17 protein-coding genes are annotated in these 15,423 nt (G+C 60.8%); 12 read left to right on the top strand and 5 right to left on the bottom strand.

What is annotated here, in order from left to right; genetic code table 11:
- The first annotated feature begins 4 nt into the window (after window positions 1-4).
- Window positions 5-1,549 carry a sensor domain-containing diguanylate cyclase gene (locus tag AC1DKH_RS22620; protein ID WP_477799359.1) on the top strand — a complete coding sequence of 515 codons (1,545 nt, stop codon included), beginning with the start codon at window positions 5-7 and terminating at the stop codon, window positions 1,547-1,549.
- A gap of 79 nt (window positions 1,550-1,628) precedes the next feature.
- On the opposite strand, the gene AC1DKH_RS22625 is transcribed toward AC1DKH_RS22620, so the two are convergent.
- The 3 genes from AC1DKH_RS22625 to AC1DKH_RS22635 all read right to left on the bottom strand — a co-directional run bounded on the left by AC1DKH_RS22625 (window position 1,629) and on the right by AC1DKH_RS22635 (window position 4,148).
- Entirely contained in the window at window positions 1,629-1,991 is a 363-nt protein-coding gene (locus AC1DKH_RS22625) for a DUF2784 domain-containing protein (RefSeq protein ID WP_477753878.1), read from the bottom strand.
- Window positions 1,992-2,051: 60 nt separating this feature from the next.
- Complete coding sequence (dapA, locus tag AC1DKH_RS22630) at window positions 2,052-2,927, bottom strand: 4-hydroxy-tetrahydrodipicolinate synthase (RefSeq protein ID WP_477799360.1); 876 nt, start codon at window positions 2,925-2,927, stop codon at window positions 2,052-2,054.
- 285 nt (window positions 2,928-3,212) lie between these two features.
- A complete protein-coding gene (locus AC1DKH_RS22635) occupies window positions 3,213-4,148 on the bottom strand; it encodes a sensor domain-containing diguanylate cyclase (RefSeq protein WP_477799361.1) in 936 nt (311 codons plus the stop codon).
- Between the two features lie 168 nt (window positions 4,149-4,316).
- Here AC1DKH_RS22635 and AC1DKH_RS22640 point away from each other — a divergent pair, with 168 nt between their 5' ends.
- The 3 genes from AC1DKH_RS22640 (at window position 4,317) to AC1DKH_RS22650 (ending at window position 5,538) form a co-directional block, all read left to right on the top strand.
- Complete coding sequence (locus AC1DKH_RS22640) at window positions 4,317-5,015, top strand: AzlC family ABC transporter permease (RefSeq protein ID WP_253427212.1); 699 nt, start codon at window positions 4,317-4,319, stop codon at window positions 5,013-5,015.
- Window positions 5,015-5,326 (top strand): AzlD domain-containing protein, encoded by a 312-nt coding sequence (locus AC1DKH_RS22645; protein WP_015095729.1) that lies wholly within the window; start codon window positions 5,015-5,017, stop codon window positions 5,324-5,326. Before AC1DKH_RS22640 ends, AC1DKH_RS22645 begins: the two co-directional genes overlap by 1 nt.
- A 65-nt stretch (window positions 5,327-5,391) precedes the next feature.
- Window positions 5,392-5,538 carry a hypothetical protein gene (locus tag AC1DKH_RS22650; protein WP_477788083.1) on the top strand — a complete coding sequence of 49 codons (147 nt, stop codon included), beginning with the start codon at window positions 5,392-5,394 and terminating at the stop codon, window positions 5,536-5,538.
- A gap of 167 nt (window positions 5,539-5,705) precedes the next feature.
- On the opposite strand, the gene AC1DKH_RS22655 is transcribed toward AC1DKH_RS22650, so the two are convergent.
- On the bottom strand, window positions 5,706-6,386 hold the full coding sequence (locus tag AC1DKH_RS22655; protein WP_477799362.1) for an SOS response-associated peptidase family protein: 681 nt from the start codon (window positions 6,384-6,386) through the stop codon (window positions 5,706-5,708).
- A gap of 198 nt (window positions 6,387-6,584) precedes the next feature.
- Between AC1DKH_RS22655 and AC1DKH_RS22660 the strand changes: the two genes are divergently transcribed.
- Window positions 6,585-7,484 carry a polysaccharide deacetylase family protein gene (locus AC1DKH_RS22660; protein ID WP_477799363.1) on the top strand — a complete coding sequence of 300 codons (900 nt, stop codon included), beginning with the start codon at window positions 6,585-6,587 and terminating at the stop codon, window positions 7,482-7,484.
- 84 nt (window positions 7,485-7,568) lie between these two features.
- Here AC1DKH_RS22660 and AC1DKH_RS22665 read toward each other — a convergent pair whose 3' ends face one another.
- Window positions 7,569-8,456, bottom strand: coding sequence for a LysR family transcriptional regulator (locus AC1DKH_RS22665; RefSeq protein ID WP_477753873.1), 888 nt, complete (start codon window positions 8,454-8,456; stop codon window positions 7,569-7,571).
- Window positions 8,457-8,580: 124 nt separating this feature from the next.
- Here AC1DKH_RS22665 and AC1DKH_RS22670 point away from each other — a divergent pair, with 124 nt between their 5' ends.
- From AC1DKH_RS22670 to benC, 7 genes are all read left to right on the top strand, one after another.
- Window positions 8,581-9,720, top strand: coding sequence for a muconate cycloisomerase family protein (locus AC1DKH_RS22670; protein ID WP_477799364.1), 1,140 nt, complete (start codon window positions 8,581-8,583; stop codon window positions 9,718-9,720).
- Window positions 9,721-9,730: 10 nt separating this feature from the next.
- On the top strand, window positions 9,731-10,021 hold the full coding sequence (catC, locus tag AC1DKH_RS22675; protein ID WP_218432980.1) for a muconolactone Delta-isomerase: 291 nt from the start codon (window positions 9,731-9,733) through the stop codon (window positions 10,019-10,021).
- A 52-nt stretch (window positions 10,022-10,073) separates the two neighbouring features.
- The gene (catA, locus tag AC1DKH_RS22680; protein ID WP_477799365.1) at window positions 10,074-11,003 is read left to right on the top strand and encodes a catechol 1,2-dioxygenase; all 930 of its coding nucleotides are present in this window, start codon (window positions 10,074-10,076) and stop codon (window positions 11,001-11,003) included.
- A gap of 184 nt (window positions 11,004-11,187) precedes the next feature.
- On the top strand, window positions 11,188-12,147 hold the full coding sequence (locus AC1DKH_RS22685; protein ID WP_477753869.1) for an AraC family transcriptional regulator: 960 nt from the start codon (window positions 11,188-11,190) through the stop codon (window positions 12,145-12,147).
- Between the two features lie 259 nt (window positions 12,148-12,406).
- Complete coding sequence (benA, locus tag AC1DKH_RS22690) at window positions 12,407-13,771, top strand: benzoate 1,2-dioxygenase large subunit (protein WP_477799366.1); 1,365 nt, start codon at window positions 12,407-12,409, stop codon at window positions 13,769-13,771.
- On the top strand, window positions 13,768-14,256 hold the full coding sequence (gene benB, locus AC1DKH_RS22695) for a benzoate 1,2-dioxygenase small subunit (protein WP_477760486.1): 489 nt from the start codon (window positions 13,768-13,770) through the stop codon (window positions 14,254-14,256). Before benA ends, benB begins: the two co-directional genes overlap by 4 nt.
- Window positions 14,257-14,266: 10 nt before the next feature.
- Window positions 14,267-15,280 carry a benzoate 1,2-dioxygenase electron transfer component BenC gene (gene benC / locus AC1DKH_RS22700; RefSeq protein ID WP_477753866.1) on the top strand — a complete coding sequence of 338 codons (1,014 nt, stop codon included), beginning with the start codon at window positions 14,267-14,269 and terminating at the stop codon, window positions 15,278-15,280.
- Window positions 15,281-15,423 lie beyond the last annotated feature (143 nt).

Genomic DNA, 15,423 nt, shown 5'->3' on the forward strand with positions numbered 1-15,423 from the left:
CACCATGCGACATCCGTCGATCAACGATCATATTGAAATGCTCCGGCCAGCCGTGCCCCGACTCAAAGTCCGTTCGGCGGTGATCCTGCTGGCGGCGGTGTGCCTGTCGATGATGGCTATCGTGATCTGGGAGGTCTGGAGTTCACGCCAGTACCTGCTGCATGACAAGGAAGTGGCGATGTCCAACCTTGCGCAGACCCTGGCCTCGCAAGCGCAGGCAACGATCAAGCAGGCCGACACGCTGCTGTTCACCCTGGTCGATCGTCTGGAGCACGAAGGTGTGGATCAATCCCGGCTGCCACAACTGCTCAACGTCCAGCGCCGTGAGTTGAGCCAGCTCCACGGCCTGTTCGTTTACGACGAAAAAGGGCAGTGGATCGCCAACTCCAATGGCGCCGGCCAGACCGGCGTCAACAATTCCGACCGCGAATACTTCATCTTCCATCGCGATAATCCCAGCCGTGGGCCGCACATCGGGCCGTCGATCAAGAGCCGTTCGAGCGGTGAATGGATCATGACGGTTTCGCGCCGGGTCAATCATCCCGATGGCAGCTTTGCCGGGGTGGCGCTGGCGACGATTTACCTCAGTCATTTCCTGCAGCTCTACGACAGCATCGACATGGGCAGTAACGGGGTGATCAACCTGATCGCCGACAATGCCAGCATTGTCATCCGCAGACCCTTCAAGGAGACGGATATCGGCACCAGCCTCGCCAAGAGCCCATTGTTCACCCAGTTGTTGCCCAAGGGCGACGGGGGCATGGCCACGATCAGGTCGATTGTCGACGGTGTCGAGCGGGTGACGGGGTACCGCCGGGTCGAGGGTTATCCGCTGATCGTTTTTACCGCGCTGAACAAGGATGAAGTGCTGGCCAGTTGGCGCCGGGAAACCCTGCTCAGCGTCTGCATCGTCACGCTGTTGCTGAGTTTTCTCGGGGTGCTGGGGTTGCGGCTTATCAAGCTGATGAAGCAGCAGAATCTGGTGCAGGTCGAGTTGCTGGACACCCAGGACAAGCTCCTGGAGGTCAATCGCAACCTCGAGGGCCTGGCCCTCAAGGACGCGCTGACGGGGCTGGCCAACCGGCGTCAGCTCGACGCTTTCATCGATGCCGAAATGGGGCGCGCCCGACGCAGCCAGGCCGAGTTGGCGCTGCTGATGATCGATGTCGATCATTTCAAACCGTTCAACGACCGCTACGGCCACCTGGCCGGTGATGAGTGTTTGCGCAAGGTCAGCGCGATCATCACGGACAACATCAAGCGCCCCGGTGACCTGGCCGCCCGCTATGGTGGCGAAGAGTTCGCCGTGGTGCTGCCTGGCTCCGATTACGTGGGGGCATTTCTGGTGGCGGAGAAAATCCGCCGCGCGGTGCTACAGGCCGACATCGCCCACAGCGACAGCCCGGAAGGCACCGTGACCGTCAGCGTCGGCGTGTGTGCCAGCAATGCCGATTCCCAGGTCCGCCCCGAAGACCTGATCGGTGCGGCAGACAAGGCGCTGTACGTGGCCAAGGCCAGTGGGCGGAACATGAGCGTGATTGCCAATTGAGCGTCGGGCGTCAGGCAACCCGATCCGTTCCTTGAACCAGTCGGATGGCCAGGGCGCGACCGGCAGGCAGGTTGAAGATTCAGGCTGCCCATCGCTTGATCAACCGAAGATAGATCAGCACGTTGATCAGCAACACCACGGCGCCCAATCCCAACTGAATGCCGGGTGTCAGCCCGGCCGGGTAAATCACCGGCCAAATGTAATGCTCGATGAATCCACCGCCATAGCCGGTTTGCCCGGCCCCATGACGCATGCGGTTTTCCCAGTCGGTCAGCGGGCAGGGCAGGTGGAAGAATTCCACCGCCATACCCCACAGCGCAGCGGGCGGATGCCACCAGATCAGGTGGCGCCATTTGAGCACCAGCAACCCGCCGAACAACACAAACACAATGAACAACAGGTGAAACAGCATCAGTCCATCGGCGGCGATTCGGTACAGCATGTCGGTGCCCCTGAAGGCTGAACGAATCGCTCCATGGTACTCGGGCCGGTGGCGGGCGCTCTATCGATTGTCGCGATCCAACGCCCTTAGCACGCCCTTCAAACGCTCAGTCATCGATTCACTACTGCGTTGCATCGGTGCGCGCAGTTCGTCGCCGATCAAGCCTTGCAGGGCCAGCGCGGTTTTCACCGGGGCCGGGTTGGGCTCCAGGAACAGGCTGTTGATCAGCGGCAGCAAACGGAAAAACGTGGCGCGGCCTTCAGCCAATTGGTTGCCGCGGATCTGCCGGTGCAACTGCACGAACAGTTCGGGATGGACATGCGCCGATGCGGCAATCGCACCTTTGGCGCCCAGGCACAGGGCATTGAAGATCTGGTTGTCTTCGCCGCACAGCACGTCGACATGGCCGCTGTTGAGCAAGGCGAGGGTGTTCGAAAAATTACCGCCGCAATCCTTGATGGCGACGATCCGCTCGTGGGCGACGATGTTGAGCAGGGTCGCCTGTTCGAAGGTCACGCCGGTACGGTAAGGGATGTCGTAAAGGATCAGCGGAACGCTGGAGGCATCGGCGACCGTGCGGAAAAACGCTTCGAGGCCGGCCTGGGAGGGGCGGATGTAATACGGCGCCGGCACCAGCAGGCCAGCCACCGGGCGCTTGAGGATCTCGCTCTGGAACTGCAACAACTCGATCAGGTTGTTACCGGCCAGGCCCATGACCACCCGCTGCGCCGGCACCAGCTCCAGCACCGCATCGAGCACCGCCAGTTGCTCATGTTTGCCCATCGCCGCCGGTTCGCCGGTGGTGCCGCAAACGATGAGGCCGTCGACACCTTTTTCCAGCAGATGGTTGACCAGCCGGCGCAAACCGACGAAATCGATGGCGCCGTTGTGGAACGGTGTGACCAGTGGAACCCAGATACCTTGAAACGCTGACATGCACTTTCTCCTGATGGTTGACCGATTTCGTCACCGTCAGGAGCGTGGAAGGAGAGTAAGCAAGGGGAGGGTGGTCCGTCGCGCTCAATGTCCTGTCAGCTCATCTGACGGGACAGCGCGCCCCGGTCACATGAGCGACTGTTTCTTCGATTTGAGGGCGTGCGCAACGCAACCTTGCGCCTTGGCAATCAAGCCAAAGACGGAAGTATTGAGGTTGAAGGTTGCGGACATACTTGCTTACACCCTGAGTGAGGCGCCCAGTTTTAAAAGCCGGCGCGCCGTTTGTCAATCACGAAAATCAGCGAACTCGGCGCGCATCCGGCCATTGTGCTTGGCCTTGTAGAGCAACTGATCGACCTGTTCGACGAATTCCAGGGCCGTGGCATGCGGTGAAACGGCGGTGGTGCCGACACCGAGGCTGACGCTCAGCAGGTTCGACACCCCGGAGAATTCATGGGCAATCTGCTGCTGGCGAATCAGGTGCAGGCATTTGTGCGCCACCAGCCGCGCGGATTCGGCATCGGTTTCCGGCAGCAGCCAGACAAACTCTTCACCGCCGATCCGCGCAATGAAATCCCGTGGCCGGTTCGCCGCCAGGGACAAGGTTTGCGCGACGCGGCGCAGGCATTCGTCGCCCTTGATGTGGCCGTAATGGTCGTTGTACTGCTTGAAGTAGTCGATATCCAGCACCAGCACCGACAATGGCAAACCGGTGCGGTGGGCGTGGTTCCACTCGCGTTCCAGCACGGTGTCGAACATGCGCCGGTTGGCGATACCGGTCAGGCCGTCCTGAAAGGAATACTCTTCGAGCTGTTTTTGCAGGCGGATCAGGTGTTCTTCGGTTTTCTTGCGCTCGCTGATGTCGAACATGAAACCCACCAGCGCCTCGACTTCGCCGTCCTTGCGCACCACGTGCACCACATCGCGGATCCACACGTACTCGCCGCTTTCGGTGAGTGCGCGATAGTCGGCTTCGTGATCGATACCGGCGCGCGATTGCGAGACGCAGAAGTCCATCACGTAGTCACGATCATCCGGGTGCATGCGCTCGACCCAGTCATTGACCGAGGCCCAGCTATTCTGCGTCCAGCCCAGCAGTTCTTCGATCTGCGGCCCGATGTAGCTGAAGGTCTTGGTTTTCCAGTCGATGCGCCAGGGAATCGCCCGGGTCGACTCAAGCAGGGTTTTATAAACATCGCTGTCGGTTTCGACTGAACTCATGAAGGGCCTGCCTCGATGAAAATGCAGCGCCATCATGTTGCTACCACTTTGGCGAATCAAGCGGGTAGCCGATGAATGGCATGCAGTCGTATCAGTGAGCAAGATTGTTCAAGCCATTGAACGCCACAGCTGGCAAAGTCTGGGGTCTTTCCCTGTCTGTAGAGCGTCATGTCCAACTCACTCATGCCCCGCAGTGCCTTTCTGCGCGGCGCCGCAGCGATCATGCCGCTGTCCCTGGCCACCGCGCCCTGGGGACTGCTGGCCGGTTCCATGGCCATCGAGGCCAACCTCACGCCCCTGCAAGGCCAGGGTCTGTCGAGCATTGTGTTTGCCGGTGCCGCGCAACTGGTGGCCATTGGCATGCTCAAGGGTGGTGCCGGGATTTTTTCGATCTTGCTGACTACGCTGCTGCTGACCTCCCAGCATTTGCTCTACGGGATGAGCATGCGCTCGGTGATTTCGCCATTGCCGGGGCGCTGGCGTGCAGGGCTGGGGTTCTTGCTCACCGATGAGCTGTTCGCCCTGACCAGCCAGCACGACAAACAGCAGTTCAACCGCTGGTACGCCCTGGGCGTGGGCCTGACGTTCTACATCGCCTGGAACCTGTTCACCCTGGCGGGGATTGTGCTCGGCAGCAGCATTCCGGGCCTGGAACACCTGGGCCTGGACTTCTCCATCGCGGCCACTTTCATTGCCCTGATCACCCCGGTGGTACGCAACGTGCCGACCGTGGTGTGCGTGGCGGTGTCGCTGTTCTGCTCGGTGTTGTTCAGTTACTGGCAATGGGGCTCGGCGCTGGTGCTGTCAGGGCTGGCGGGCATGACCGCCGGGTTTGTCTGCAATAAATTCTACGGTGGACGCACATGATGGTCTGGGCAGTGATTGTCGGAATGGGTGTGTTGGTGTTCCTCAACCGCTATGTTTTTCTGGAACCGCGACTGCCGGTGCGCCTGAGCAGCAATGCCCGGCAGTTCCTCGGGTTTGCCGTGCCGGGCATGTTGACCGCGATCTGTGGGCCGATTGTGTTCATGCCGGAAAAACAGCTGAACCTGCACTGGGATAATCCCTATCTGATCAGCTCACTGGTGGCGGTCGGGCTGGTGCTTTACACGCGCAATACGTTGCTCAGCATGCTGTTGAGCATGGGCTTCTTCTTTTTGTTGCGCTGGTGGCTTTGAGCGGGGCAGGGGAACTGATCTAAACTTGAAATTGATGACCGATCCCTTCAGGAAGCGAGGTGAACATGGCCAATGAACCCAAACAACCGGACCCGGAAGAAGACGAGGACGAACCCACGGAAGAAGAGCTTGAACAGCAGAAGCGTTCGGTACCGGACTGGAAGCATCCTGACGACGGTAAGGAACTGTCAGAGCCTGACCGCAAGTTCTGACCGGCACGCCAATACATCTGTAGGAGCGAGCTTGCTCGCGATGGATTCAAGGGCGCTGCGTTTAGCCAGTAAACACGCGTTATCGTTAACGACCATCGCGAGCAAGCTCGCTCCTACAGTGAACAGCATTGCGCCTTCTGAGTGGGGCTTTGTCGTCATTGACAGGTTCATGGAATTTCTTTAATCAGCGCGGCGCCCTGGTTCCTGACATTGCCAACGGCCTTGTCGACCTTGTACCACTCAAATACCTCACTGACCTCGCCCTGGGATAACGCCATTTCCTCGGCTCGTTCCTTGGGCGTGGCCGGGTCCAGCCATTCCCGCGCCAGCTCGGGGGAGAACACCACCGGCCGCCGGTCATGCACATCGAGCAGGCCACCGGCGCTGTCGGCCGTCAGGATGACGAAACCGTCGTGCTCCCTGTGAGGGGCTCCGCCGATGGGGTACTGACCGATCGCCGCGCAGAAAACCGGCGCCCGGTTGCGTCGCCGAATCAACCACGGTTGTTTGTTGCCGTCACCGGCGTCGACCCATTCGAACCAGTTATCAATCGGGCAAATCGCGCGATGGGGCCAGATCGCCCGGAAGTACGGGCCGTGGGCGACTTTCTCGACCCGGGCATTGACCGGCTCCGTGCGATCCGTCGCCCAGTGCGGTCGCCAACCCCAGCGCACGGCATCGGCGTGCAGCCGATCATTCTCCAGGTGCAACAGGGCGAGTTGCGTGGTGGGCGCGGCGTTATAGTGCGCCAGGGGTTCGTTGCCGACGTGGTTGATCAGCGCGTCGGGGATGCTCAGCACCGCCACGAAGTCGTGAATCCCGCGGTATTGCGACAGTCGTCCGCACATGACCTGACACTCTGGTTGAGCATTTTTTTCAGTTTAGTTGGTGGCGACGAAACGGGCTTGGCAAGCACTGGAACCAAACTCTGTGTACCTTATCCAACCTCGGCCCGCCGTCTCGATGCGGGCTGACGACGGATGAACGGGCGAAGGATTCCTGCCAATTGAAGTATCGACTTGATGGTCTGAGACCCAAGGCAAAAGATGAAACAGTTGTTCAAGTGTTTAACGGTGTGCGCCTTGGCAGTGGGTCTGCTGGGGTGCATCGCAGCACCGATCGAAATGACTGCGCAGACCGAGCAGCGTTTGCACGAGCAACCCCCCATCCGCTTTCTGCTGACCTTCGATGACGGTCCCAGTGCATCGAGCTGGTGGAACCCGACCGTGACGGTGCTCGAGAGCCTGGCGCAAAACCCGCTGCAACCGGGCATCAAAGCCGTGTTCTTCGTGCAAACCCGCGCACCGCGGGCTGGCGGCAGCGAGCTGGGCCGGGACATCATGCGCCGCGAACACGCCGAAGGTCATATCCTGGGCTTCCACACCGCCACGCCCTGGCACACCAATCATCGCTCGCTGGAGCCCCAGGAGCTGGAGCAGTCCCTGACCGATGGCAGCGCCGACATCGCGGCGATCACCGGCGCACCCCCAACCTTGCTGCGCCCGCCATTCTGGAACTACGACAAACGCACCTTCGCCGCTTATCAGCGGCATGGCCTGCATGTGCTGTTGACGGACTTGAGCGCCAATGACGGCAAAATCTGGGGCTTCAACGCCAGCCCCCGGCGCCGGTCGCACATGCTGCGTTCGATGTCCGAAGTCCGCGAACGCATTGCCCGCGGCGAACTGCCGGTGGTCGATGGGGTGATTCCGGTGGTGGTGACCTTCCACGACCTCAACCGTTATACCGCCCGGCATACCCGCGAATACCTGCAGATTCTGCTCGACAGCGCCCGGGAGACCGGGGTGAAAACCGCGGACAAGCCGTTTTACGAGGATCAGGCCGCATTGCTGCGGGCTGCCATGGCGCGAACCGTGCGCGACGTTTCGCAGCCGGTCGAGTTGCCGGGGTTCTGGAATTGGATCTGGGGCGGGAACGCCCATTAGAAAACGTGCAGATAGGGCCGCTACGCAGCCCAGCGGGGCGGTGCGGGGTTCCGACAAGCTCCCTCGACACAGGTATTTACTGCCTTAAATTGCCGGTGGCAGCAGCTCATCTATCATCCGCAAACAATGGTTCAAACCCGGCGACACATCGCCCACCCGTCGGCTGAGAATGATCGGCGAGGTGGCGTTGTCTTCCAGCAATGGTGTGAAACCGATGTCGTCGCGGTGCAGCAACTGCACCGAGGCGGGCACCAGCGTGACCCCGATGCCTGCCCCCACCAGGCCGATCGCCGTTTGCAGCTCGTTGGTCCATTGCGCGACGTGGATGCGCACGCCATAGGACTCAAACAGGGCAATCACATGGTCGGCGTAACTCGGCCGTGGGTTGCCGGGGTACAGCACAAAGGGTTCCTTTGCCAGCTCCCGCAGGCTGATGGGACCGGCGAGCAGCGGATGCCCGGCGGGCAGGGCGGCGACCAGGCGGTCTTCGGTGAGCACGGTCTGGACGATGGCCGGATCGTCGATGCGGATCCGGCCGAAACCGATGTCGATGCGCCCGGCCTTGAGCGCCTGCACCTGTTGCAACGTGGTCATTTCCGACAGCCCCAGTTCCAGCTCCAGCGGCTCGCCGCTGCGCAAGCGGCGGATCAGTTCCGGCAGCACGCCATACAGTGTCGACGGCGCAAAGCCGATACCCAGCCAGGTCTTTTCTCCCAACCCGATACGCCGGGTGTTGTCGCAGACCTTGTTCAGTTGTTCGAGCAGGGCTGTGGAGTGCTCATGGAAAAACCGCCCGGCGTCGGTCAGCTTCAGCGGCCGGCCGCGCTCGAGCAGCATCACCCCCAGTTCGTCCTCCAGTTGCTGGATCTGCCGGCTCAAGGGTGGCTGGGCGATGTGCAGCAGCTCGGCGGCGCGGGTGAAGTTGAGGGTTTGCGCCAAGACCTGGAAGTAACGCAGGTGCCGCAGTTCCATGGAGCCTCCAGTCAATCAGTTGCATACCTTTAAGGTATCAAGTCAGACCAATTCTATATTGGCATCGCGAAAAAAGCCGTACGAGAATCGATTCCAGAACTCCAAGAACCTGACGGGTATCGAAATGCTTGCAACAGCCATTGAATCGATCGAGACGATCATCGTCGATCTGCCGACCATCCGCCCGCACAAGCTGGCGATGCACACCATGCAGAACCAGACCCTGGTGATCATTCGCGTGCGTTGCGCCGACGGCATCGAAGGCATCGGCGAATCCACCACCATCGGTGGCCTGGCCTACGGCAATGAAAGCCCGGACAGCATCAAGACCAACATCGACACGCACTTCGCACCGCTGTTGATCGGCCAGGACAGCAACAACGTCAACGCTGCCATGTTGCGCCTGGAGCGCAGCATCCGCGGCAACACCTTCGCCAAATCCGGTATTGAAACCGCACTGCTCGATGCCCTGGGTAAACGCCTCGGCCTGCCGGTCAGCGAATTGCTCGGCGGCCGTGTTCGCGACGCGCTGCCCGTGGCCTGGACCCTGGCCAGCGGCGACACCGAGAAAGACATCGCCGAAGCGGAAAAAATGCTCGACCTGCGTCGCCACCGCATTTTCAAACTGAAGATCGGTGCCGGCGAGGTCAATCGCGACCTGGCCCACGTCATCGCCATCAAGAAGGCCCTGGGTGACCGCGCCAGTGTGCGGGTCGACGTCAACCAGGCGTGGGACGAAGCCGTCGCGATTCGCGCCTGCCGGATCCTCGGTACCAACGGCATCGACCTGATCGAACAGCCGATCTCGCGCAACAACCGCGCCGGCATGGCCCGCCTCAACGCCATGAGCCCGGCGCCGATCATGGCCGACGAATCCATCGAATGCGTGGAAGATGCGTTCAACCTGGCCCGCGAAGGCGCGGCCTCGGTGTTCGCCCTGAAAATCGCCAAGAACGGTGGCCCACGCGCTGTATTGCGTACCGCCTCCATCGCCGAAGCAGCCGGCATCGCCCTGTACGGCGGCACCATGCTTGAAGGTGGCTTGGGCACCATGGCCTCGGCCCATGCCTTCGTCACGCTGAACAAACTGGCGTGGGACACCGAGCTGTTCGGCCCGTTACTGCTGACCGAAGACATTCTCAGCGAACCGCTGGTGTACCGCGATTTTGAACTGCACGTGCCGAATACACCGGGTCTGGGCCTGAGCCTGGATGAAGAGCGCCTGGCGTTCTTCCGCCGCGACAAGACCATTCATCAAGCCTGAGGAGAGCATTATGCTGTTCCACGTAAAAATGACCGTGAACCTGCCGGTCGACATGAATCCGCAAGCGGCAGCCAAACTCAAGGCTGACGAAAAAGCCCTGGCCCAGCGCCTGCAGGAGCAGGGCAAGTGGCGCCACCTGTGGCGCATCGCCGGGCACTACGCCAACTACAGCGTGTTCGATGTCGACAGCGTTCAGGAACTGCATGACCTGCTGATGCAATTGCCACTGTTTCCGTACATGGCCATCGAGATCGACGCGATGTGCCGGCATCCTTCTTCCATCCGTGACGATGACCGCTGAGCCCAGCCTGTTCAGCGCGCTACGCTAATAATTACAAGATGAGGAACCCAGAATGAACGTCAAGATCTCCCACACTGCCGAAGTCCAGAAATTTCTCGAAGAAGCCAGCGGCCTGCTCAACGACGCCGGCAATCCACGGACCAAGGCGCTGGTGTACCGCATCCTGCGTGATTCGGTGAACATCATCGAAGACCTGGCCGTGACCCCGGAAGAATTCTGGAAAGCCGTCAACTACCTCAACGTGCTGGGTGCGCGCCAGGAAGCCGGGCTGCTGGTGGCCGGTGTCGGTCTGGAGCATTACCTCGACCTGTTGATGGACGCCGAAGACGAACAGGCCGGCAAGTCCGGCGGCACGCCGCGCACCATCGAAGGCCCGCTGTACGTGGCGGGTGCGCCGCTGTCGGTGGGCGACGCGCGCCTCGACGATGGCGTCGATCCGGGCGTGACCCTGTTCATGCAAGGCCGCGTGTTCAACACCGCTGGCGAACCCCTGGCTGGTGCCGTGGTAGACGTCTGGCACGCCAATACCGGTGGCACCTACTCGTACTTCGATACCACGCAGTCGGAATTCAACCTGCGTCGCCGCATCGTGACCGATGCCGAAGGCCGCTACCGTTTCCGTAGCATCGTGCCGTCGGGCTACGGCTGCCCGCCGGACGGTCCGACCCAGCAACTGCTCGATCAACTGGGCCGTCATGGCCAGCGTCCGGCGCACGTGCACTTCTTCATTTCCGCGCCGGATCATCGCCACCTGACCACCCAGATCAACCTCGACGGCGATCAGTACCTGCACGACGATTTTGCCTACGCCACCCGTGACGAATTGATCGCCAGGATCACCTTCAGTGACGATCAGCAGCGCGCGGCGGCCCATGGTGTGAGCGGTCGCTTTGCCGAAATCGAGTTCGACTTCACCTTGCAGTCGACCGCCCAGCCTGAAGAGCAACAGCGCCACGAGCGGGTCCGCGCACTCGAGGACTGATAGCACGACCCTGTGGGATCACCACACTGTAGGAGCGAGCTTGCTCGCGATGGACTTGAAAACGCCGCGTTTAGCCAGAAAGCACGCGTTATCATTAACGACCATCGCGAGCAAGCTCGCTCCTACAGGGGGTTCGGTTCTAGAATGGGCTGACGCATCCTATAACAACAATGAGAGTGACCCGATGATGCAAGCTCAACTGTTGAGTCAGCGCAGCAGAGTATTCGACCATGCCGACCCTTATGCGGTGTCGGGCTACGTCAATCAGCACGTCGGCAATCACTGCATTCTCATGCCCCGCGCCGGCAGTCCGCTGGCCAGCCTTGATCATCGCAAGTTCGCCAGCCTCGACTTGTGCCGCATCAGCTACGGTGCCAGCGTGCGCGTGACGTCCGGTGCGCTGGACAGCATTTATCACCTGCAAGTGCTGCTGCGCGGCAATTGCCTGTGGCGTGGCCACGGCCAGGAACATTACTTCGCTCCCGGCGAATTGCTGCTGATCAATCCCGATGATCCGGTGGACCTGACGTACTCCGCCGATTGCGAAAAATTCATCCTCAAAGTCCCGACCCGCTTGTTCGAATCGGTCTGCGATGAGCAGCGCTGGCGCTATCCGCGGCAGGGCGTGCGGTTTCTGGAAAACCGTTATCAGCTCAATGAACTGGAAGGTTTCGTCAACCTGTTGGCGATGATCTGCCAGGAGGCTGAATCCACCGAGCAGATCCCCAGGGTGCAGGAGCATTACACGCAGATCATCGTCAGCAAGATGCTCAGCCTGATGAAAACCAATGTCTGCCGCCTCGAACCGGGCTCGCAGACGGCCACGTTCGAGGCGATTGCCGATTACATCGCCAATAACCTCAAGCAGGACATCGACAGCGAAGCACTGGCGCGCCAGGCGCACATGAGCCTGCGCTCGTTGTACGGACTGTTCGAGCGCAATGCCGGCCTTACGCCGAAAAACTACCAGCGCCAGAAACGCCTGGAACGCATCAACGCCTGCCTCAGCGACCCGACCTGCAACGTGCGCAACGTCACCGAAGTGGCGATGGATTACGGCTTCCTGCACCTGGGCCGGTTCTCCGACAGCTATCGCAAGCAGTTCGGCGAATTGCCGTCCGATACCCTCAAACGCCGGCACTGAGACCTTCAAGTTTGATGTTGTCTGGTCTGGCGCCATCGCGAGCAAGCTCGCTCCCACAGGGATTTCTTCGCTCCTGTGGGAGCGAGCTTGCTCCGGGCGGCGTTCCGACGATGGGGCCGGCACATTCACCATTGATGGCGCCTGACACACCGCCAGTGACTGCACAAAACGGATAAAGGTCTGCACCCCGCGGATACTCCAGCCTGACCCCCCGTCCTAGCATGGCCCTGCCTGAACAATAACAATGGAGGCGGCGGCCATGTCCCTGCGACCCGAATATTTGCATTCCCTGCTTGAAGACGATCCCGAGCAGGGCCTCTATCGCTGCAAACGCGAGATGTTCACCGACCCCCGGTTGTTCGACCTGGAGATGCAGCACATCTTCGAGGGCAACTGGCTGTACCTGGCACACGAAAGCCAGATCCCCAACATCAACGATTTCTACACCACCACCATGGGGCGCCAGTCGATCTTCATTGCGCGCAACAAGGACGGTGTACTCAACGCCTTCATCAATGCCTGCAGCCATCGCGGCGCGACCCTGTGCCGACACAAGTCCGGCAACAAGAGCTCCTACACCTGTCCGTTCCACGGCTGGACCTTCAGCAACTCCGGCAAGCTGCTCAAGGTCAAGGATCCGGCCAACGCCGGCTACCCGGCGAGCTTCAACTGCGAAGGCTCCCACGACCTGACCAAGGTTGCGCGTTTCGAGTCCTATCGCGGCTTCCTGTTTGGCAGCCTGAAAGCCGATGTGCTGCCACTGGTCGAGCACCTGGGCGAGTCGGCAAAGATCATCGACATGATCGTCGACCAGTCTGCCGATGGCCTGGAAGTGCTGCGCGGGTCCTCCAGCTACATCTACGAAGGCAACTGGAAACTCACCGCCGAAAACGGTGCCGACGGTTACCACGTCAGCTCCGTGCACTGGAACTACGCCGCCACCCAGAACCAGCGCAAACAGCGCGAAGCCGGTGACAGCAATCCGACCATGAGCGCCGGCAGCTGGGCCAAGCAGGGCGGTGGTTTCTATTCCTTCGACAAGGGCCACATGCTGCTCTGGACCCGCTGGGCCAACCCCGAGGACCGTCCGCTGTACGAGCGTCGCGATGAGCTGGCGCAAGACTTCGGCAGGGCCCGCGCCGACTGGATGATCGAGAATTCGCGCAACCTGTGCCTGTACCCCAACGTGTACCTGATGGACCAGTTCAGCTCGCAGATCCGTATCGCCCGGCCGATCTCGGTCAACCGCACGGAAATCACCATCTACTGCATCGCCCCCAAGGGCGAGAGCGATCACGCCCGTTCCAGCCGGATTCGTCAGTACGAAGACTTCTTCAACGTCAGCGGTATGGCTACGCCCGACGATCTTGAAGAGTTCCGCTCCTGCCAGACCAGCTACCAGGGCAGCGTCACCACCTGGAACGACATGTCCCGTGGCGCCGAGCACTGGATCGAAGGCGCTGACGAGGCCGCCAAAGAGATTGACCTGCACCCGCTGCTCAGTGGCGTACGCACCGAAGACGAAGGCCTGTTCGTGCTGCAACACAAGTATTGGCAGCAGACCATGCTCAAGGCTCTGGCTGATGAACAGTCGAAACTGATCGCCGTGGAGGACGTGCAATGACCATCACCTACGACAGCGTGCGCGATTTCCTCTACCGCGAAGCGCGCTACCTCGACGACCGGCAGTGGGACGAATGGCTGGAAATGTACGCCCCCGACGCGACGTACTGGATGCCGTCCTGGGACGACAACGACGAATTGACCGAGGACCCGCAGCGGGAAATCTCGCTGATCTGGTACGGCAACCGCACGGGCCTTGAAGACCGCATCTTTCGCATCAAGACCGAGCGCTCCAGCGCCAGCGTGCCGGACACCCGCACCTCCCACAACATCAGCAACATCGAGCTGCTCGAACAGGCCGACGGACTGTGCAAGGTGCGCTTCAACTGGCACACCCTGAGTTTTCGCTACAAGACCGTCGACAGCTATTTCGGCAGCAGTTTCTACACCCTCGACGTACGCGGTGAAAACCCGTTGATCAAGGCCAAGAAAGTGATCCTGAAGAACGACTACGTTCGTCAGGTCATCGATGTTTACCACCTGTGAGGCGGCCGTCATGACCCATTCCATTGCATTCAACTTTGAAGACGGCGTCACCCGATTCATCGACGCCAATGCCGGCGAAACGGTGGCCGATGCCGCGTACCGCCAAGGCATCAATATTCCGCTGGACTGCCGCGACGGCGCTTGCGGCACCTGCAAGTGTTTTGCCGAAGCCGGCACCTACGACTTGGGTGAGGAGTACATCGAAGACGCCCTCAGCCCTGAAGAGGCCGAGCAGGGTTTTGTCCTGACCTGCCAGATGCGCGCCCAAAGCGATTGCGTGGTGCGCGTACCGACCTCCTCGCAGGTTTGCCGCACCCGTCAGGCCTGCTACGACGCGACCATCAGCGCCGTGCGCCAGTTGTCCGACAGCACCATCGCGCTGTCGATCAAGGGCGAGGCCTTGAGCAAACTGGCGTTCCTGCCGGGGCAATATGTGAACCTGGGGATCCCCGGCAGCGAGCAGACCCGTGCCTATTCGTTCAGCTCGTTGCAGCGCGACGGCGAGGTCAGTTTCCTGATCCGCAACGTGCCCGGTGGCTTGATGAGCAGTTTCCTGACCGGCATGGCCAAGGCCGGTGACAGCATGAGCCTGGCAGGTCCCTTGGGCAGCTTTTACCTGCGCGACATCCGTCGGCCGCTGTTGCTGTTGGCCGGTGGCACCGGGCTGGCCCCGTTCACCGCGATGCTGGAGAAGATCGCCGAGCAGGGCAGCGATCATCCGCTGCATCTGATCTACGGCGTGACCCACGATTTCGACCTGGTGGAAGTCGACCGCCTCGAAGCCTTCGCCGCGCGCATCCCCAACTTCACCTTCAGCGCTTGCGTCGCCAGCCCCGAGAGTCAGCACCCGCTCAAGGGCTACGTGACCCAGCACATCGAGCCAAAGCATTTGAACGATGGCGACGTCGACGTTTACCTGTGCGGCCCGCCGCCGATGGTCGAGGCCGTCAGCCAGTTCATCCGCGAACAAGGCATCGCGCCTGCGAATTTCTACTACGAAAAATTTGCTGCCAGCGCGGCGTAAATCGCGAAGTGATAGCGAGGGTGTACTCGAATACCGCCCTCGGCAAAAAATTCCCTGTAGGAGCGAGCTTGCTCGCGAAGTTCTTCTGAGCGCCGCGTCTATTCAGAAAACACGCGTTATCGTTAACGACCATCGCGAGCAAG

Source organism: Pseudomonas sp. 05L36, assembly GCF_056398125.1.